The sequence below is a fragment of the Qingrenia yutianensis genome (assembly GCF_014385105.1).
Taxonomy (GTDB): domain Bacteria; phylum Bacillota; class Clostridia; order UMGS1810; family UMGS1810; genus Qingrenia; species Qingrenia yutianensis.
Genome location: NZ_JACRTE010000022.1, coordinates 1 through 18,731 on the forward strand (window position 1 = coordinate 1; position 18,731 = coordinate 18,731).

At 43.5% G+C, this 18,731-nt stretch carries 24 protein-coding genes; 5 read left to right on the plus strand and 19 right to left on the minus strand.

All coding sequences use genetic code 11. From position 1 onward, the window contains the following. The 13 genes from H8706_RS10745 to H8706_RS10805 form a co-directional block, all read right to left on the minus strand. On the minus strand, window positions 1-582 hold a 582-nt coding region (locus tag H8706_RS10745), incomplete at its 3' end, for a replication initiator protein A (RefSeq protein ID WP_262432635.1). A 467-nt stretch (window positions 583-1,049) separates the two neighbouring features. Further along, window positions 1,050-2,303 carry a site-specific integrase gene (locus H8706_RS10750; RefSeq protein ID WP_022117667.1) on the minus strand — a complete coding sequence of 418 codons (1,254 nt, stop codon included), beginning with the start codon at window positions 2,301-2,303 and terminating at the stop codon, window positions 1,050-1,052. A gap of 14 nt (window positions 2,304-2,317) precedes the next feature. After that, entirely contained in the window at window positions 2,318-2,557 is a 240-nt protein-coding gene (locus H8706_RS10755; RefSeq protein WP_050618052.1) for an excisionase, read from the minus strand. Window positions 2,558-2,569: 12 nt separating this feature from the next. Next, window positions 2,570-2,785, minus strand: a complete 216-nt coding sequence (locus H8706_RS10760; protein WP_449421276.1) for an excisionase — start codon at window positions 2,783-2,785, stop codon at window positions 2,570-2,572. 34 nt (window positions 2,786-2,819) lie between these two features. Continuing rightward, entirely contained in the window at window positions 2,820-3,041 is a 222-nt protein-coding gene (locus H8706_RS10765; RefSeq protein ID WP_079844853.1) for an excisionase, read from the minus strand. A gap of 97 nt (window positions 3,042-3,138) precedes the next feature. After that, window positions 3,139-3,360: an excisionase gene (locus H8706_RS10770; protein WP_041179095.1), complete on the minus strand. Its 222-nt coding sequence runs from the start codon at window positions 3,358-3,360 to the stop codon at window positions 3,139-3,141. After that, complete coding sequence (locus tag H8706_RS10775) at window positions 3,350-3,913, minus strand: type II toxin-antitoxin system PemK/MazF family toxin (protein WP_050618050.1); 564 nt, start codon at window positions 3,911-3,913, stop codon at window positions 3,350-3,352. The genes H8706_RS10770 and H8706_RS10775 overlap by 11 nt, the downstream gene beginning before the upstream one ends. Before the next feature lie 109 nt (window positions 3,914-4,022). Further along, window positions 4,023-4,607: a chromatin SPT2 gene (locus H8706_RS10780; RefSeq protein ID WP_050618049.1), complete on the minus strand. Its 585-nt coding sequence runs from the start codon at window positions 4,605-4,607 to the stop codon at window positions 4,023-4,025. A 244-nt stretch (window positions 4,608-4,851) separates the two neighbouring features. After that, complete coding sequence (locus H8706_RS10785; RefSeq protein WP_003525176.1) at window positions 4,852-5,049, minus strand: hypothetical protein; 198 nt, start codon at window positions 5,047-5,049, stop codon at window positions 4,852-4,854. Beyond that, the gene (locus H8706_RS10790; RefSeq protein WP_050618048.1) at window positions 5,046-5,777 is read right to left on the minus strand and encodes an ImmA/IrrE family metallo-endopeptidase; all 732 of its coding nucleotides are present in this window, start codon (window positions 5,775-5,777) and stop codon (window positions 5,046-5,048) included. The genes H8706_RS10785 and H8706_RS10790 overlap by 4 nt, the downstream gene beginning before the upstream one ends. Window positions 5,778-5,796: 19 nt before the next feature. Next, the gene (locus tag H8706_RS10795) at window positions 5,797-6,048 is read right to left on the minus strand and encodes a hypothetical protein (RefSeq protein WP_014635881.1); all 252 of its coding nucleotides are present in this window, start codon (window positions 6,046-6,048) and stop codon (window positions 5,797-5,799) included. Between the two features lie 2 nt (window positions 6,049-6,050). Beyond that, window positions 6,051-6,350 (minus strand): hypothetical protein, encoded by a 300-nt coding sequence (locus H8706_RS10800; protein WP_003525179.1) that lies wholly within the window; start codon window positions 6,348-6,350, stop codon window positions 6,051-6,053. Window positions 6,351-6,362: 12 nt separating this feature from the next. Next, the gene (locus H8706_RS10805; protein WP_050618047.1) at window positions 6,363-7,598 is read right to left on the minus strand and encodes a DNA polymerase Y family protein; all 1,236 of its coding nucleotides are present in this window, start codon (window positions 7,596-7,598) and stop codon (window positions 6,363-6,365) included. Between the two features lie 103 nt (window positions 7,599-7,701). Here H8706_RS10805 and H8706_RS10810 point away from each other — a divergent pair, with 103 nt between their 5' ends. Beyond that, window positions 7,702-8,157, plus strand: coding sequence for a helix-turn-helix domain-containing protein (locus tag H8706_RS10810; protein WP_277839841.1), 456 nt, complete (start codon window positions 7,702-7,704; stop codon window positions 8,155-8,157). 100 nt (window positions 8,158-8,257) lie between these two features. After that, window positions 8,258-8,791, plus strand: coding sequence for an ImmA/IrrE family metallo-endopeptidase (locus H8706_RS10815; RefSeq protein ID WP_024532699.1), 534 nt, complete (start codon window positions 8,258-8,260; stop codon window positions 8,789-8,791). 41 nt (window positions 8,792-8,832) lie between these two features. Here H8706_RS10815 and H8706_RS10820 read toward each other — a convergent pair whose 3' ends face one another. After that, window positions 8,833-9,069 carry a winged helix-turn-helix transcriptional regulator gene (locus H8706_RS10820; RefSeq protein ID WP_085951113.1) on the minus strand — a complete coding sequence of 79 codons (237 nt, stop codon included), beginning with the start codon at window positions 9,067-9,069 and terminating at the stop codon, window positions 8,833-8,835. A 664-nt stretch (window positions 9,070-9,733) separates the two neighbouring features. Between H8706_RS10820 and tet(W) the strand changes: the two genes are divergently transcribed. The 3 genes from tet(W) to H8706_RS10835 all read left to right on the plus strand — a co-directional run bounded on the left by tet(W) (window position 9,734) and on the right by H8706_RS10835 (window position 12,569). Then, window positions 9,734-11,653 carry a tetracycline resistance ribosomal protection protein Tet(W) gene (gene tet(W), locus H8706_RS10825; RefSeq protein ID WP_050618045.1) on the plus strand — a complete coding sequence of 640 codons (1,920 nt, stop codon included), beginning with the start codon at window positions 9,734-9,736 and terminating at the stop codon, window positions 11,651-11,653. Between the two features lie 81 nt (window positions 11,654-11,734). After that, entirely contained in the window at window positions 11,735-12,199 is a 465-nt protein-coding gene (locus H8706_RS10830; RefSeq protein WP_074410843.1) for a helix-turn-helix domain-containing protein, read from the plus strand. After that, complete coding sequence (locus tag H8706_RS10835) at window positions 12,180-12,569, plus strand: hypothetical protein (protein WP_050618044.1); 390 nt, start codon at window positions 12,180-12,182, stop codon at window positions 12,567-12,569. Before H8706_RS10830 ends, H8706_RS10835 begins: the two co-directional genes overlap by 20 nt. Window positions 12,570-12,607: 38 nt before the next feature. On the opposite strand, the gene H8706_RS10840 is transcribed toward H8706_RS10835, so the two are convergent. The 5 genes from H8706_RS10840 to H8706_RS10860 form a co-directional block, all read right to left on the minus strand. Next, entirely contained in the window at window positions 12,608-14,317 is a 1,710-nt protein-coding gene (locus H8706_RS10840; RefSeq protein WP_262432636.1) for a CHAP domain-containing protein, read from the minus strand. Window positions 14,318-14,357: 40 nt separating this feature from the next. After that, window positions 14,358-15,128: a class B sortase gene (srtB, locus tag H8706_RS10845; protein WP_262432637.1), complete on the minus strand. Its 771-nt coding sequence runs from the start codon at window positions 15,126-15,128 to the stop codon at window positions 14,358-14,360. Between the two features lie 37 nt (window positions 15,129-15,165). Continuing rightward, a complete protein-coding gene (locus H8706_RS10850) occupies window positions 15,166-17,499 on the minus strand; it encodes a VirB4-like conjugal transfer ATPase, CD1110 family (RefSeq protein ID WP_044761233.1) in 2,334 nt (777 codons plus the stop codon). Further along, window positions 17,492-17,857: a PrgI family protein gene (locus H8706_RS10855; RefSeq protein ID WP_015573062.1), complete on the minus strand. Its 366-nt coding sequence runs from the start codon at window positions 17,855-17,857 to the stop codon at window positions 17,492-17,494. Before H8706_RS10855 ends, H8706_RS10850 begins: the two co-directional genes overlap by 8 nt. A 265-nt stretch (window positions 17,858-18,122) precedes the next feature. After that, window positions 18,123-18,731: rRNA adenine N-6-methyltransferase family protein (locus tag H8706_RS10860; protein ID WP_262432638.1), on the minus strand; the 609-nt coding region annotated here is incomplete at its 5' end.

The window sequence follows — 18,731 nt, forward strand, 5'->3', positions numbered from 1 at the left end:
TATGATTTCAGTATCGCTCGATTCAGTATTATTCTTTTCAGTATCGTTAAAATCAGTATAGTTATTATTAGTATTATTTGAGTATGATTTCGGAACTTCTTGAATTTCGATTTTCATATCTCTTGAAGTATGATTTTCATACTTCTGCAAGTTTGAATTTAATACTTCTTGATTTTCTATATTCATACTTTCGGTATTTTGATTTTCATACCGCTTTTCTTTAGGATTATGTATAAAGTTTTTCACATAAATTATGTTCGGTCTGCCAAGCCCCTGTCGTTTGCGTTCAATAAGTCCGATACCGTTTTCAAGCTCGTCCAAAAGCTTTAATGCCTTTTGCTTTGCACAACCGAAATCACATAAAATATCATCAATAGTGTAGATGATATATACTCGATTTTCTTCATCAAACCAGCAATTCTTTACTGACAGGCTCATACGGTCAAGCATAAAGCTATACAGCACCTTTGCTTCAACAGAAATTCCGGAAAGCGTTTCATCGGTAAATAGGATTTTTGGAATACGGTAAAACGAAAACTGTTCCGCTTGACTTCCGTAAAAATATTCAAATTGTATTGACATAATTAAACACTCCTTTCTTTGCAATTTTGCGTATAAAAAAAGAACGCTCTATGTTAAAATAAAGCGTTCAAAAATCATATATATATATATAAAGAGCCGCAAACATTACATTTGCAGCTCTAATTAAGCGTTGTTACCTTTCAATGCACAAATTCTTGCACAAATTGGCGTAGTATTGGCGTAGTGTGGCGTAGTTTTTTAATCATTCAAAACCTGCAAACTCGCATAAACACTGCATTTCTTTGGTTACTTATTCTCCAACGGCTTCATTGTCGGGACGATTTAGGACATCGTTTCAATTCTTGCTATAACCCAACATAGTTCAAAATAAGTCGCAAATCAGATTTTTTCAAAATCCTACTTTACTTTATTTTCGATTAGTTTCGTGGGGGCTTTGTGTAAGAATTGATGTAAATGATGTAAATGCTTTTATCCACCAACTATGAAGTCCGTATCAATTTAATCTGTCAAACCGACACTTTATTATACTCATTTTTGAAGTAGGAGTCAAGACCTTCAAATTCGGACTTCCTCAGCTCCTTTGTTACATCGGTATAGATGTTGAGCGTAGTTGAAATATCCTTATGACCGAGCGTGTCCTGAATGACCTTAACATTTACCCCTGCTTCGCACATTCTTGTTGTGAAAGTATGCCTTAAAGAATGGCAGCTAAAATGCGGGAGCAATACTTCTGCATTTTCATCTTTCAACAACTGCTCATCGTTACAGTCACGAATAATACGGCGAATTGCTTTGTTGAGGGTTGCCTGATGTTGCGGCTGTCCGAAACGGTTGATGAAGATAAAATCGGTGTATCCGTCAACAGTCGCTTCACAATGAAGGTCAAGTAATTCCTGTCTTTCTTTTTCCATTAAAAATGCTTCTTTGACGAAACCGAGCATAGGCACTTTTCTTCTTCCTGCCGGGGTTTTGGTCGTATTAACATTGAAGTAACAGCCACGCTTACTGCCCTCGGTACGATGGTCATAGTAAACCAGCGTGTGGTTCACATCAATGATACCTTCTTCCAAATCAATATCGCACCATCTTAACCCTGTAACCTCTCCAACACGAAGTCCCGTACCAATCATAACCGCAAACACCGGATACCAATACTTTGATGTCGGAGAGTTTTTCAAATAGTCAAGAAACAACTCTTGCTCCGGCTTTGTTAAGGCTCTACGCTTCTCGGTCTGAAAACAATGGGACTGTTTCAACTCTTTGAGCACATTGTTTGACGGGTTATTCCTGATGTAGTCATCATCGACCGCCATATCCAAAATCTGATGGAGAACCGTATGAATATTATCAATGGTCGCCGGCTTCAGATGGCGTTCGTCTGCAAGGTAATTATAGAACCTCTTTATATCTGTTTTTCTCAGAGAAGATACAGTCTTTGAACCTATCTGATGACGGACAAAGGTCTCATACATATACTTATAGTTTTCAAAGGTGTTGTTTTTCAGACCTCGCTTCAAATCCTTCCAAAGCTCATAAATGTCATTGACCGTTGTGTATCGAGCTTCTGCCTTAATGCCATCGCTCTTGTCTTTTGCGATTTGTTCCTCTTTGTATCGCAGTTCATCAAGTGTCTTGGCATACACATAACGCCTTTTGTGGTTGGCGTCCGTCCAACTGAAATGGTATGTACCATCGGCTCTCTGTGATTCGCCTGTACGAAGCACTACTCTTGATTTGTCTTTTCTTTTTGTTCTTGGCATAACTTTTTCCTCCCTTAAATACTAAATTGCTTATCAAGATAATCAATAAATTTGTCTCGGATTACACAGACCTGAACACCGTTAGTGACAGCAAAGGGACAATCGCCCCTCATTATGATTTGCCTGATTTTTGTCCTGCCGATACCGGTGTACTCGGCTGCTTCCTCAACCGTTAAAACCTTCTTCTCCCAAAAGGGAGCATTTTCTTTTCGCTTTTCGAGTAAGACTCTGTAAGCTAAAACATCGTTGTCCATAAGCCCTCCTTCCTATATTGAGTACATTTTCTCAATGTACTCATCAAAAACTCGTCTCTTAATCATTCGTCTGTTTCCTACCCACAGAACAAACGGACATTTTTCTCGGCTTGTCATCTCATAGAGTTTGTCTCTGCCTATGCCTGTGTAAGCGGTCGCTTCATCAATCGTAAGGTAAGGCTTTACCCAAACCGGCACGGTTTCCACCTGATTACCTGAATTATTCAATTCAGTCTGCTTATTTCCCATAACACCACCTCCATCAGAGGGAATACTGCGATGACAGGTATTCCTCAAATTGTTTCCTTTTAATCAATCGCTTTGCCCCGTTCCAAAGAACGAAAGGACAATCTTCGCAATTCGATAGTTCTTTTATCTTTGATGTGCCAATGCCCGAATATTCCGAAGCTTCTTCAACCGTAAGGTTCATCTTCTTCCAAATTGGGACACTCGACATATTGGATTTAAGTTGTTTGTCAGACATACGCTGTAACCTCCTTGCCTTTGGTGATTACAGCATACTCAAAAGTCTGCGGTAAGCCAATTATGCGAATCGGCTCATCGCAGACTTGACTTTTTCCTTAAATCGAGTATTGCCTTTCGATAAACTCGTCAAAGACTTTCCTTTTAATCATTCTTCTGCTACCAATCCAAAGAACAAAAGGACAATCCTGACTTTCCGTCATTTCATAAAGCTTTCCCATTCCAATACCGGAATAAGCTGCCGCCTCCTCAATAGACAGGTTTGGTTTACACCAAAGAGGAATGTTGTAACGCTTCTTTTTTTCACTGCTATTTGACATTCCTGCACCCCTTTCCTTTGACCGAGGTGCGTTTGTCATAAACGATGTAATCCCAACCGCTGTTATTGCACTTATCGCAGTGGTCTTTGCTTTTCGCAAACGGGTCAAGACGCCTGACAACATAGTTTGGGTCGTGGATATAGTCGCTCAGACACTTGGGGCATAAGCAACGAACATCTCCGTTTCTGTCTGTGTTGTAAATCCATAAACCGAAAGTCTTTTTAAGAGCTGCGTTAATTTGCTTCCAAAGCCTTTCATCGTTTACCGAACCAATGTAGTCTGTCAGTTCATCCTTATTGACGGTCTGTATCTGTTCAAGAAGAACCATTGACGGCTTCTTCAGACCGAAGTCCTCACCCAAAATGATGTGTGAAGGAAGATACTTCTTTTTCATCACAGCTGTAACAGCCGCAACAATAATTGTCGGAGCGTTTGCATTAAAGTTGTCCGCCTGAATTACCATTACAGGTCTCTCTCCCGACTGGACAGACCCCTCCCTTTTTCCAAAATCGTAGTAGAATAAATCTCCACGCTGAATTTCTTTTCTCTGCATATATGTATAACCTCTCTGTTCATTTAGTCTTGAAAGTGCATTTCGTATCCGGAATTGAAATAACCCCTTCACTCATTTGGACAAAGGGGGTCAAAATGCACACCCAAAATCAGAGGTTTTCATAAAATTTCTTGAAATTTTTTCTTGCGGCGGCAATCGACTTATCTACAACGCTGTAATATACGCCTTCTTCCTTTGCGATTTTTCTTGAACTCATACCTAACAAAATCGCTTTAATCATTCTTTCTCTCTGAACGGGTTTCAGCATTTCCAATACCTTTCTGACTTTTGCAATTTCTAACTGTCGAAGCTGTTCCTTTTCTTCCTCAATCCGTTCTTCCTCCGCCTGCTCAAACGGGTCAACAAACGGAGTAATCAGTTCCCGGTGGAACTGTTCAGAGATGTCATCTTCATAGCCGTACACATCGATTGTTCTTTTTGCTCGCTTTTCGTACTTATCATTGTTTCTGTATGACTCGTCAATCACTTCGCCCTGAGCCATAGAAAGCAGAATGAACGGGGTGTACCGGCGGATAACATCAGGGTATTTAACCCACAATTCTTCTTCCGCCAGTTCTGTTACAATCGCCCATTTCTCCGTGCCGGTGTAACCGTGGTATTCATACCGCAGATTGATGAGTTTGCAGTCGTTCGCAAATAATAATTCCTGTTGTTCTAATGTAAGTTTTGTCATTGTCGTAATCTCCTTAAATTTGAATTTTTGAATTTGGTTGAAATCAAAAATTCGGAGATTACGGATACTTGGCGATATATGCCAGCCACTTATATGTCACGGTCTTGCTCCTTTCGGGAGCGACAAAAAAGCCGGACACCAAGAACATTAGGATATTTCTATCCCTTAATTCTCAGCGTCCGGCAATTTGATGACTCAGGAGCTTTCGCTCAAGGACTCGTGGCTCGGTACATCTGCCCGATATTTAATTGTTCGCTCTGTTATTACTTCTTGTTAATCTGTACTTGACCGTTCCCTTGCGTAGGGACAGGTCAACCTCTACTACTCTGTGGCAGTTCGGACATTTCAGTTCAATAACACCTGTTGTCATTGTTACCTTGTCGAAAATACGCCAGCCACAGTTTTTGCACCTTACGATTATCTTTTGTTCCAACGATTTCATAGCTCGCTCACCTCCGGATAAACCGTAACCAAATCAAAAGGATTATCAAGATACTCCTTTTTCAGTAGTCCGAGCTGTTTCATTCGTATGGCAAGTGCTTTTTTGGAACACCCTAAAAAATCGGCAAGTGCGTCAAACCTTTTATATACGCTCGGATAGTATATCTTGTTCAGGCATTCAATCTTTTCGCCGAGACTGAACAGATACATTCCTTGTTTTATGAGGTTTTCAGGAAGAAGAATAGCAGCTCCAAGCGTGTTTGCCTGCCATTCCTCCCAATCGGATATTGGCTTATTCCTCTCGGAATTTGCCTTGCAATAATGTACTCCGGCAGATTTCTGTGTTACACCGTAATCATGCGGGAACAACATCTTGAATATCTGATGGCTGCCCTCGTGCATTAAGGTAAAGTTCTTTCTGCCTTTCAGCTTGCTGTCAAAGTTCAAGTCCTTTTCCACAAGAACGGTTTTCCCGTCCAAAAAGAAAAAGGCTTCGTTATCATCATCTTCAAACACCTGAACACCCATTTCCGTAAATGAGGTCATTCCGAGAATACTACCGTCATAGGATAGGTGCTGGTATTCGACATTCAATCCGAGAACCTTCTCCAAGAGAAGCTCCGGGTCAATTCTGTATATTTGTGTGTTACGGACATCAGGAAGTGCCATATATGCCTGAACATACTTGTCGGCAATCGCTTCGATGTCAAATCTCGATAAATGTTTCAAGTTACAAAACCTCCTACCATTAGGATTTTGCTTCTACAAACCACTTTCCGTTTTCTTCGTCGAACAGAAATGTGGGCTTGCCGCAAATCTGTACCGTGTAGCGGATACCGGTTCCTCCGACTTTGGTGGAAGCCGCACGGCATTTCTGAATTACACGGTCTATCTCATATTTTTCATCATTCTCAAACTTGATGAAATTCGGACGAGCCGTCCCATCAGGTCTGTGTGTTACATTTACTTCAACATAAACTTTTCTTCTATCGGATTCCATTTCTATACCTCGTAATTTCTCAAAGTCAAAACCAATCTTCCCAAGTGCTTGTATCCGTCGATGTTCTTATCCGACACCCTGTACTTAGGTCGGTCATCTCCGGCAGTATTGATGTAACAGGAAAGCCTTCCTTTCTTAAAGCGTTTTTTCCGGTCAAAGAACAGGAACATTCCCTCATATATACCGTAGTCGGTAAAATGGTTTCCGCCGTCCGCACGGAAGATAACAATATCTTCGCTGCACCCCTGCAAAAAGCAGTCGGGTATCGTAACATAAGCCGTAACCTCTTTTTCGTCAATCACATTAAGCCCTCCTTAACCGACCATACCTGTCGGCATAGTGATTTCAGCTTTTTTCGGTGGTAGCCGCAGGTTCTGACACAGAACCCCATTCCTTATGCTGTCCTTTCCGAAACGCCGTCTGATTTCTTCAACACACTTTTCCATTCGCTCCAATTTGTCCTGCTTGGCGGCGTCCATAAACATATCTATTTGACGGGGCGTGTCTTGTGGAACAAGATTTATGGCTTGTACCGTCACAGAACGGATAGGGTTATTCCACCCATATCTTTTTTCAAACAACTGAAAAGCGGTCTTTGCAATAATCATCGGAGACTGTGTAGGAAGTGCAATCTTCGTCTGCCATTGCCTTGTATTGAGTGTGTTGTCTCTAATATGTATTGCGACACCTTCTGCACTCAGTCCGTGAACACGGAGCTTGTGTCCGATGTCTTGGGTTAACTCGAGAAACACGGGCCACACCTGCTCCGGTTTCTCTAAGTCTGCTACCGTTGTTATACCGTGTCCTACGCTTTTTATAGGAGAAACGAAGTCTTTCTTGGCAACAAGGGAAAGGTCGTTACCATTGGCATAGTTCCATAAAACTACTCCGTTCTTTCCTAATCTTCTGCGTAAGAACTCAGGGTCGGTATTCGCTAAATCCCCGATGGTACGAATACAATAGCTGTCAAGCACTCGCTGGGTTGCCCGTCCTACACCGAGCAGGTCAGCGGCAGGAAGTCCCCAAATCTTTTCTTTGAATGTGTCCTTTGGAATTACGGTTACTGCGTCCGGTTTCTTCATATCCGAGCCGAGCTTCGCAAATATCTTATTAAAGGAAACACCCACAGAAATCGTCAAGCCGAGTTCAAACTTCATAGTCTCACGAATTTCATTTGCCACCTTTTCCGGCGAACCGAAAAGGCTTTCTGTCCCGCTAATATCCAGCCAACACTCGTCCATACCATACGGTTCAACTTGGTCGGTATATCGCTCATAAACGCTTCTCGCAAGCTTTGAGTATTTGATATACTCCTCATAATGGGGCGGCACTACAACCAAGTCCTTGCACTTCTGTTTAGCCTGCCATACTGCGTCCCCGGTTTTCACATCAAAAGCCTTTGCTTTGTAGTTCTTTGCAAGCACGATACCGTGTCGTTCCTCCACAGAGCCGCAGACAGCAATCGGATATTTCTTCAATGCGGGGTCGAGCATACATTCGACGCTGGCATAGAAGTTATTCATATCACAATGAAGTATGCTTCGTAACATTTTTAGAACCCCCTTGACATTTTGGGTAGTTTGGTGTACACTATGTGTAGTTCAACTTCCCAATTCATATTATATACACTTCAACTGTACTTGTCAAGAGCAAATGGGTAGTTCAACTGTAAATATTCTTTTAAGGAGTGAAATCACAATGACATTCGGTGAAAAAGTCAAGGCTGAAAGAACAAAGCTTGGTATGAGTCAAGATGAGTTGGCAGCTAAAATCGGCGTAACCCGACGCATAATTGGTTCTTATGAAAATGATAAATCCCGTCCGAGAGGAATGGAAAGATATAAGAAGCTGGCAGAATCCTTAAATGTAAATGTGAATTATCTGCTGTCTGAGGACGACGCTTTCATCGCCGATGTAGAGGATAAGTACGGACGCAGAGGAGCAAGACAGGCTCAGGAGTTGCTTGCAGAAGTTACCGGTCTGTTTGCCGGCGGCGAAATGGCTGACGAGGATATGCGTGAAATGGTTGACGCCATTCAGGAAGCCTATCTTATTGCAAAGAAAAACAATAAAAAATACACCCCGAAGAAATACCGCAAAGACGAGTAATCCTCGAAGTGAACTAAGTCCAATATATGGGACATATAATAGTTTATAATTTATTATAGGGTTAATATCCGATATACTATAATATGGGAGGTGAGCCGGATTGGGGTATTACACTACGGCTGAGATTGTGAAAATCGTAAACAAGCTCATTGACCGCTGCGGTACTCGTGACCCATACAAGGTCGCAAAAGAGCTTGGTATCAATATAATCTACCGAAATTTTGACAAGCAGCGTGGAGCATATAAAGTTATTCTGAAGAACCGCTTTGTTTTTCTTAAAAACGGTATGCACCCGGTCGTGGAGCAGATAGTGCTATGGCACGAAATCGGACACGATGTTCTCCACAGGCAAGAAGCGGTTGCTGTCGGCGGGTTCAAAGAGTTCAACATCTTTGATATGAGAGAGAACCGTATGGAGTATGAAGCAAATATCTTCGCTTCTCAGGCTTCGCTCCCGGACGACACCATTTTGGAATACATTGAAAACGGCTATGACATTCAGCAGATTGCACGGGCAATGTGTTCTGACATAAACCTGATTGCTCTGAAAGTGGATACGCTGATTGCACAGGGCTATCAACTTCGCAAACAGGAACACCAAAACGATTTTCTTAAATACAATCACAAAATGTAAGACCGTCAAGTCTCGAATGTTGAGATTTGACGGTCTTTTCGTTATTTATTACATTTTTCTTTATAATCTTCGCCCCAACTCCACATAGCGTCGAGAATAGGTTTCAAGCTTTGTCCCAATTCTGTCAGAGAGTATTCTACTCTCGGCGGAACTTCAGCATACACTTTTCGATTAACGAGTCCGTTTTCTTCCATATCACGAAGCTGAGCAGTCAAAACCTTTTGAGAAACGCTGCCGATTGATTTTTTTAATTCACCGAAACGCTTTGTACCCGGCAGTAATGCTCATGTACGGTAAAGAAGCAAGCAACCGAAAACAATAGATAGACCGCCAGCACTACACTATTCCGAACCAAAGACCAAAAGATAAGCATTTTGAGAAAATCTAAACTTTTGGATTTTCCTACAATGCCGACTACGGCGGAATCCCTCCCACTCCTTATATATTTCTTTCTGTATACATTGAATTTGTATTTAGTAAAATGCAGACAACACCACGGATCGGCTTTTGGCTGGACAATTCCAACCAAACACCGCAGCAGACAGTAGAAACCATTCTGAACGCTAGGAAGCCGGTATGATTGTTACATATAAGGGGAAGAAAAATTTCTTTTAGATACTTGCTTTCCTAAAACTGATGTGATATAATAATTCTATTCCAGAAAAGGAGTAAAAAATATGCGGCAAGGTATTCTTAAATAAAACTATAATCAAATAGTGGGAACAAAGGATTATGATAGTCCCTTTTGTAGGGGCTTAGTTTTTTGTACCCAATTTAAGAATACTTTTGCCTTATCAATTTTGACATATCCCCAAAAACAGCACTCACAAACAGGTGTATGCTGTATATGTGTATGTCCGCAACTTATAATCCCCAGTGGTAAAAGTATTTTACTGCTGGGGATTTTTATGCCCTTTGGGGCTGTAAAGGGAGGACAATCACATGAAAATAATCAATATTGGAATTCTTGCCCATGTAGACGCTGGAAAGACGACCTTGACGGAGAGCCTGCTATATGCCAGCGGAGCCATTTCAGAACCGGGGAGCGTCGAAAAAGGGACAACGAGGACGGACACCATGTTTTTGGAGCGGCAGCGTGGGATTACCATTCAAGCGGCAGTCACTTCCTTCCAGTGGCACAGATGTAAAGTTAACATTGTGGATACGCCCGGCCACATGGATTTTTTGGCGGAGGTGTACCGCTCTTTGGCTGTTTTAGATGGGGCCATCTTGGTGATCTCCGCTAAAGATGGCGTGCAGGCCCAGACCCGTATTCTGTTCCATGCCCTGCGGAAAATGAACATTCCCACCGTTATCTTTATCAACAAGATCGACCAGGCTGGCGTTGATTTGCAGAGCGTGGTTCAGTCTGTTCGGGATAAGCTCTCCGCCGATATTATCATCAAGCAGACGGTGTCGCTGTCCCCGGAAATAGTCCTGGAGGAAAATACCGACATAGAAGCATGGGATGCGGTCATCGAAAATAACGATGAATTATTGGAAAAGTATATCGCAGGAGAACCAATCAGCCGGGAAAAACTTGCGCGGGAGGAACAGCAGCGGGTTCAAGACGCCTCCCTGTTCCCGGTCTATTATGGCAGCGCCAAAAATGGCCTTGGCATTCAACCGTTGATGGATGCGGTGACAGGGCTGTTCCAACCGATTGGGGAACAGGGGGGCGCCGCCCTATGCGGCAGCGTTTTCAAGGTTGAGTACACCGATTGCGGCCAGCGGCGTGTCTATCTACGGTTATACAGCGGAACGCTGCGCCTGCGGGATACGGTGGCCCTGGCCGGGAGAGAAAAGCTGAAAATCACAGAGATGCGTATTCCATCCAAAGGGGAAATTGTTCGGACAGACACCGCTTATCAGGGTGAAATTGTTATCCTTCCCAGCGACAGCGTGAGGTTAAACGATGTATTAGGGGACCAAACCCGGCTCCCTCGTAAAAGGTGGCGCGAGGACCCCCTCCCCATGCTGCGGACGACGATTGCGCCGAAAACGGCAGCGCAAAGAGAACGGCTGCTGGACGCTCTTACGCAACTTGCGGATACTGACCCGCTTTTGCGTTGCGAAGTGGATTCCATCACCCATGAGATCATTCTTTCTTTTTTGGGCCGGGTGCAGTTGGAGGTTGTTTCCGCTTTGCTGTCGGAAAAATACAAGCTTGAAACAGTGGTAAAGGAACCCACCGTCATTTATATGGAGCGGCCGCTCAAAGCAGCCAGCCACACCATCCATATCGAGGTGCCGCCCAACCCGTTTTGGGCATCCATCGGACTGTCTGTTACACCACTCCCGCTTGGCTCCGGTGTACAATACGAGAGCCGGGTTTCGCTGGGATACTTGAACCAGAGTTTTCAAAACGCTGTCAGGGATGGTATCCGTTACGGGCTGGAGCAGGGCTTGTTCGGCTGGAACGTAACGGACTGTAAGATTTGCTTTGAATACGGGCTTTATTACAGTCCGGTCAGCACGCCGGCGGACTTCCGCTCATTGGCCCCGATTGTATTGGAACAGGCATTGAAGGAATCAGGGACGCAACTGCTGGAACCTTATCTCTCCTTCACCCTCTATGCGCCCCGGGAATATCTTTCCAGGGCTTATCATGATGCACCGAAATACTGTGCCACCATCGAAACGGTCCAGGTAAAAAAGGATGAAGTTGTCTTTACTGGCGAGATTCCCGCCCGCTGTATACAGGCATACCGTACTGATCTGGCCTTTTACACCAACGGGCAGAGCGTATGCCTTACAGAACTGAAAGGGTATCAGGCCGCTGTCGGCAAGCCAGTCATCCAGCCCCGCCGTCCAAACAGCCGCCTGGACAAGGTGCGCTATATGTTTCAGAAGATAATGTAACGTCTTGCGCAATGCAAGCGTTCATTGCTGGCTATTGCGAAATATCATTGATAAAATCAGTATCAGAGAGGAGAAACTATTTTGAACCAGGAACAGACGAATATTACAACAGGAAAGCAAATACGTCATCTGCGAACACAATTGGGAATGACACAGGAAGAACTAGCCGGGGAATTGAATGTTACCCGGCAGGCACTATCGAATTGGGAGAGAGATGTTAATGAACCCGATTTAAATATGTTGAAAAAAATTTGCTTTCTTTTTGGAGTCAACATGGACGATTTTGCGAAGGAGGTAATAACAAAGATGGAAACATATGAAAAAAAGGAGAAACGACAATTTAATAAGTACGATATGGCAATTGGACTTTTTTATGGTGTTGGTATATTTCTTGGCATTGGTATTTTCTTTGTTGGCGGTTTTATGACAATGTCAGGTGCAGGGTGGGGAGCATCACTATTTGGCGGTGGCTGTTTTTCTCTTGTATTTGGCTTGATATGCCATGCAGTTATTACATTGAGAAGAAATGAAAAACGAGAATTATGACGATAACGAAAACTCGATGACAGCGGAAGAATTTCTTGATTTTATGCGGAAGAACAGAAGGACTGTCCCCAATGAAAAGCGTATAGCTAATAAAGATAAATTTATATGGGCAGTCAGTGAGTTATCGGAAACCTATGAAATTGACGCAGATTTGATAGAGGACGATGACGGATATACCGCATCTCTCTATATGAACTATGCTTCATATAACGGATATATAAAGAAACTGCTTGGACTTATTTTTATCTTGTCCGATGACTTTTCTGTGTTCGAAGCGAAAGATAATAGAGACAGCGATTTGTTGATGTGTTTTACTTATCACACGCACAATGTCTATCTGAAAGATAGAGAAATAACAGATTTTGAATAATGTACTTGATGGCTACTCGAACGAGCAGCCATCTTTTTTTAATATGCCGGAATACCGTATCCGTAGATAACAGAACTTCCAACCGGGTATGTTTTGGTTCTGCAAGTATCGCCTGAGTTGCCCTCAACGGTATAGACTGTACCGTTCTCGCATTTCTGAACAATACCGGTGTGGTCTGTTACACCGTCGCCCTCCCAATCAAAGAAGATGATTGTACCAGGCGAAGGCTCATACGAACCGTCTGCCCATTGTCCTCGGTCTCTGAACCATTGTACGCCGTTTACACAACCGGCATACTTCGGGATAATACCGGCGTCGATATATCCGCACTCGTTGGCACACCAAGAAACGAAGCAGGCACACCATTCTACACGGGAGTCAAATCCGTACCAAGACCAGTAAGGCTGACCGCCTACATTACCTACCTGAGACAAGGCAACCGTTACGATTTGGTCGTCGCTGTATCCGATACCGTAAAGCACCTGTGACCATAGCTGATTGTTTTCGTCCTGCAATAGCTCGGCAAGATAATCTTTCTGCTCTTGATTAAAGCCATACATAGCCGCCATTTCATCAACAGTCTTGTGCGTTACCGTGATATACAGAAATGTTTCGGTTACTGTGGTTTCGGTCTGTACGATATTGCCGTGTCCGTCGTCGCTTTCTTCGATTTCGGTATGGGTTTTCGTTTCCGTTCGGGAAGAAATGTCGTTCATTTCCCAAAAAATATCCGACAGTAGCTGCTTCTTGGTTTCATCAACCGTAGCAACTTCCATCGGATTGTCGGGGTCGGTATTCACTTTAACAGAATAGACCGCAAGAACCTCTTTCCACACAGCTCGGCTGCCGCTCATTTCAAGGACATCATAGCTTACGGAGTTCTTTTCCTGCTCCAACCGGTCATCATATTCCTGATTGATTTCCTGAACGACTGTCTGCATTGACATTCCCGTGCCGGAATCCTCTCCTGAAAAGAAGATACCAAACACTGAACCCGCAATCAGAGCAACAAGGCATAGAACAATAATAACAACCACCGCAACCCAACCGCCGGCAGCGATAGCGGCAATAATACCTTTTACCGCCGCTATGATTGCTTTGACTGCGGCAACGGTGGCTTTGGCTGCGGCTTTAATCGTAGCGGCTGTTGCTTTGGCGGTGGCTTTTGCCGCCTGTGCCGCTTTCTGCGAAGCCTTAACTGTCGCCTGAGCTGTTTTCTGTGCCGCTTTTGCCGCTTGCTGACTGGTTTTTATCGCTGTCTTTGCAGTCTGTTCAGCCGTCTTAACTGATTTCTGTGCAGTTTTCGTTGCTTCTTTCCCGGCAAACTTAATGGTTTTCTTTCCGGAGGAAGTAGCCGACTGCTTAATGGTCTTTTCCGCCTTATCGACAGTCTTAATCGCAGAGCTTGTGTTTTGCGAAGCCTGTTTTCTCAAAGACTGCTCGGCTCGCTGCTGCTTGAAACGCTGAATACCGTCCTTTGCGGTGCGGATATTCTCTTTTGTGGTTTCAAGTCCCTTTCGTCCCGCCTTGTCAAACGCATAGGCACCATCGTGAACCACCTCGTCAATACCGCTTTCCAGCTTATCGTAAGCGTATTCCTCGGCTGAACTGCTGTTAGCATTTACCGACCGCTCCGCCTTTTCTTTGGTTGCGATATACGCCTGCTTCATTCGTTGGGTTGCAACGGCAGCCTTATCTATGGTTCGTATCGTACCTTTTGCATTGTCTTTCGTTTTAATATCAGCCATACAATCCCTCCTTCCTATGCAGGCTGAACCACCCGTTGCGTTATTCGTTAATGAGCTTCGCCACTACAACAAGTCTGCCGTTTGTCCGGGAATACTCACAGGTGGAAAGGGTCAGGAGCTTGTCGCCGTATTCGGCGGTTACGCTCGTATCGTAAAGCGACAGTTCCTTGCACCTCTCAACATAGGCTGTGAAATCATCGGCGGTCTCAGCATTGACGAACTGATAATATTTGAAGCTGTCGGGACTATCCGTATATACTACGGTTTTGAACACGGCAATTACTTCATAGGTCTGTCTGTCGGTCAGCGTATCAAAGGATACTGTTTTGTGCTTTTCCCAAAAGCTCTTGTCCTTGAATTTCATAAGACCGGCGAACATAGAGCCGTCGTTCATATGATGACCGTAGATGATGATATTGTCGCTTGGTAGCTCCATATCGCAGTTTTCCTGAACATAAGGACAGCCGTAGTCGGTGTATGCCTTATCAAAGCCGTGCTTCAGATAGAAGTTCGGGTTGTCCTTTGACTGCATAACGGGATAATTGATTTTTGTGTCCTCAACCTTAATCCAGCCGACCATATCGTTGTTTTGCAGATAAAGCTCCTGATACTCCGGGATAAAGGTCTTTTCTTCGGAGTAGTTCATCGGCTCTTTGGTTTCTTCAGGCTCGGTCTCCACCACCTCAATCAGATTGTCGTACATTTCCGCCTGCTTTGCAGAGTCGTAATAGTGCTTGATGAGAAAACCTGAACTGACGGCAAATACAATGCTGAAAGCACAGATTATGGCAATATAGATTTTGTTTTTCATAGGTGTTTCCTTTCTCATTTACAGAATAGGGCAAGGGTTATACACCCTCGCCCGGTTTGGTTGTCATCAGCTTATACAGCTTCGTATTCTTCGGGAACTTATTTGCAAACGGCACAAGCGAACTGCCGACCTTAATCAGTCCGTGTCCTGCGTCAACATTCGTGATATATGAAAGCTGGAGGTCGGAAATGTTAAGCAGCTTGGCAAGCTCAATTCTGTCGGTTGACGCCTGATTGAGCATAATCAAAAACTCGCTGTTTGCAAGCATAGTTCTTGCCGTATGGCTCTGCAAAAGGTCGTCCACATTCTGCGTAATGCCGGTGGCATAAGCACCGTACTTTCTCACACGCTTCCAAAGAGTAAACAGGAAGTTTGCGGAGTATTCGTGCTGGAACAGGAGGTAGATTTCATCAATGAAGATGAAAGTCTGCTTACCCTTAGCACGGTTCTGTGTAATACGGTTCAGGATAGAGTCGAGGACAACAAGCATACCGATAGGCATAAGCTGCTTGCCGAGGTCAAGAATGTCATAACAGATAAGTCGGTTATCCGTATCAACATTGGTCGGCTTTGCAAAAGTATTCAAAGAACCGTGTGTAAACAGCTCGATAGCAAGGGCGATTTCCTTTGCTTCCGGCTCGTCCTGTTTCAAAAGTTCCGCACGGAAGTCCTGCAAAGTAGGAACTGTGCCGGTATAACCTCTCTGCTGATAGTCTCTGTAAACGCTCGCCGTACAACGGTCGATGATAGACTTCTGTTTTGCACCGAGGTTTGTGCCGCCGATAAGCTGTTCGCAAAGCGACATAATGAACTCGGATTTCAGGATAACCGGGTTTGCACCGTCACCGTATTCCTTGTTCATATCCATCGCATTGATATGGCTCGGAGAAGTAGCGGAGATATTGATGATTTCACCGCCGAGTGCCTTTACTAGCTGAGAATACTCTCGCTCAGGGTCGATGATAATAACATCTGCATTGGAGGAAAGAATGATATTTTCAATTTCTCCCTTTGCCGCAAAGGATTTTCCGCCGCCGGATACGCCAAGGATAAAGGAATTACCGTTGAGTAGCTGTCTGCGGTCGGCGATAATCATATTTTTGCTGATAACATTCTGACCGTAGTAAATGCCGTTTTCGTGGTAAATGTCCTGAACCCTGAACGGAATAAAGACCGCAAGGCTTTCTGTGGTAAGGGTTCTGAATGCGTCAATCTTGCGTGTTCCAAAGGGCATAGCAGTATTCAGTCCGTCCATCTGCTGATACTTGAGAACCGCAAACTGGCACAAATGCTTTCTTGCCGTAGTAAGCAGAGCTTCGGTGTCGTTATCAAGCTGTTCTTTGGAGTCCGCAGTATGAACCATAGTGAGTACAGCGAACATCATTCGCTGATCACGAGTGGTAAGGTCATCAAGGAACTCCTTCATTTCCTTTTTCTGCTGTTCCATATCATACGGAACGGTAGCGGAAAAGTTATTGTTCTGATTCTGCTTTCTCTGCCAGTTGGTTATATTCGTCTCAACCCCAAGCAGTCTGCTCTCTGCTTCTCGCACCGCTTCATCGGTAGGAACAGGTACGATGTCAATGGACATCATCAGGTTGCGGTTCAGGTCGGTAAGCTCAGCTACCATACTGTCCTTGATATAGGAAGCGTACTCACGAAGAAAAAGGACTCTCCCGTAACGGTTTCCCATTTTGAAGTAGTCCTTTTCAAATTCCATTGTATCCGGGCAAACATAATCCTTGAAATCGTGTCCCTTTTTTCTCGTTTCCTTAATATTGAAGTGGTAGGCGGTTTCCTCCCCGACACGGAAGAAATCGTGGACAATTCTCAGCCTTTCATCGGTTTCAAGCTCCACACATTTGCTTCCGAGTCTTGCAAAGTGAGCAATCAGGTCAGCACCGACACGGGCAAAATAGGTTCTTGCGTCCTCCACACTCTTTTTGTTGATAGAGATAGTAACATACTTATCCTGAACGATGGCATTTGCCCCGGTCGCCTTGTCGAGAAGCATTTTGTTATATTCCTCTCGGTAAACATCAAGCTCATCGCCGGTTTCGGGGATAAGAATGGTTTTCTCAAAGTCCAAACGGTTAAGCCGTCTGTTGTTGATAGTCAGCTTTGTAGTAGCTCCGCTGTCAAGAGAGTTGAGAAGCTCGGAGTATTCAAGGAACATTGCTTCCTTGTCCTCACGGCTTGCTACGGCAAAGTTAATATCCGTGAACTTGAAACTCTTGGAATACTTGTCCTTGCCCACACGGAAAATACCGTCATCATAGATTGCGGTAATGGGAATACAATCCTGTACGCCCTTTGGTACTACAAACTTTTCTTTGTCCTGCTTTAACAGGTTTGTAAGGGTTTTAATCATTGTTCTTATAAGCCTCCTTCTGTTTTTGTTCGATTGTCGGTTTCATCAATTCGTAATAGGTGTTGGTGGAATGAAAGACCAGCTTTTTCGGCATAAGGAACTCGGACTTTATCCACGCCCATATAAATTTCTCAGCCGTCATTCCGTTGTATTTCACAAAGCCGAGAGCCGCAAAAGGGGCAGCTCCCAAAATGCACACCCACGATACGGTTTCTGTTCCGAGGTACGGTTTTAGGAGGAAGTAAAGTCCTACCGCTACCGCACAGGCGAGGACAGAAAAAATGAACTGTCTGAGCGACAGTCCAAAAAACATTGACTCTGTGTAATTTCGTATTTCTCGGTTAATTTTAACTTCCATAATAATCCTTTCTTGCAAAAAGAAAAACATCAACCATTTCTGATTGATGTTTCCACTCAAAGCATATTCAGTTTTTAATCAAATTCATACGGACCTTTGCTAAAACACATCCAATCCAAATCAGCAACATAATCAGGATGTTCTATACCCTTTTGTTTCTTAATTTGTTTTTGGTTTGTTACTTTGGCTTTGTATACCTAATAATTTATCTACATTCCCTTTAGTAACGTGTAACTTTCCAAATTTACAAAAGCGACTCATAGAATTATTTCCTCCCGTTAAATAATAGATAACTATTAAAAATAGACAATACTTGCTCATAAGTAACGGTACTTAAATTGTTTACTTTGGCGTGTTTCATTGCTTGATGAAACTGATTTTTAGTAAACAGTTGACGATATTCTCGATTGACCCATTTTGAAACAAAGTACGTATATAGCTTCCAATATTTATCTGGAACATCTGTGGTATGGCGGGTAAGTTTTATTAAGACACTGTTTACTTTTGGTTTAGGATGAAAGCATTCCGCTGGCAGCTTAAGCAATTGCTGAATCGAGACTTGAGTGTGCAAGAGCAACCCTAGTGTTCGGTGAATATCCAAGGTACGCTTGTAGAATCCTTCTTCAACAATCAGATAGATGTCAGACGCATGGCTTTCAAAAACCACTTTTTTAATAATTTGTGTGCTTAAATGGTAAGGAATACTCCCAACAATTTTATACCTCTGTTTGTTAGGGAATTGAAACTGTAGAATAGAGACTATCCCAAATTTTGTGTAAAGTCTATACAAGACCTCCAAGATGATATATAATAAAAATATCATTTTGGAGGTTTTAGTTATGCCTAAGTACAAATTAAGTCCCGAAGAAAGGGC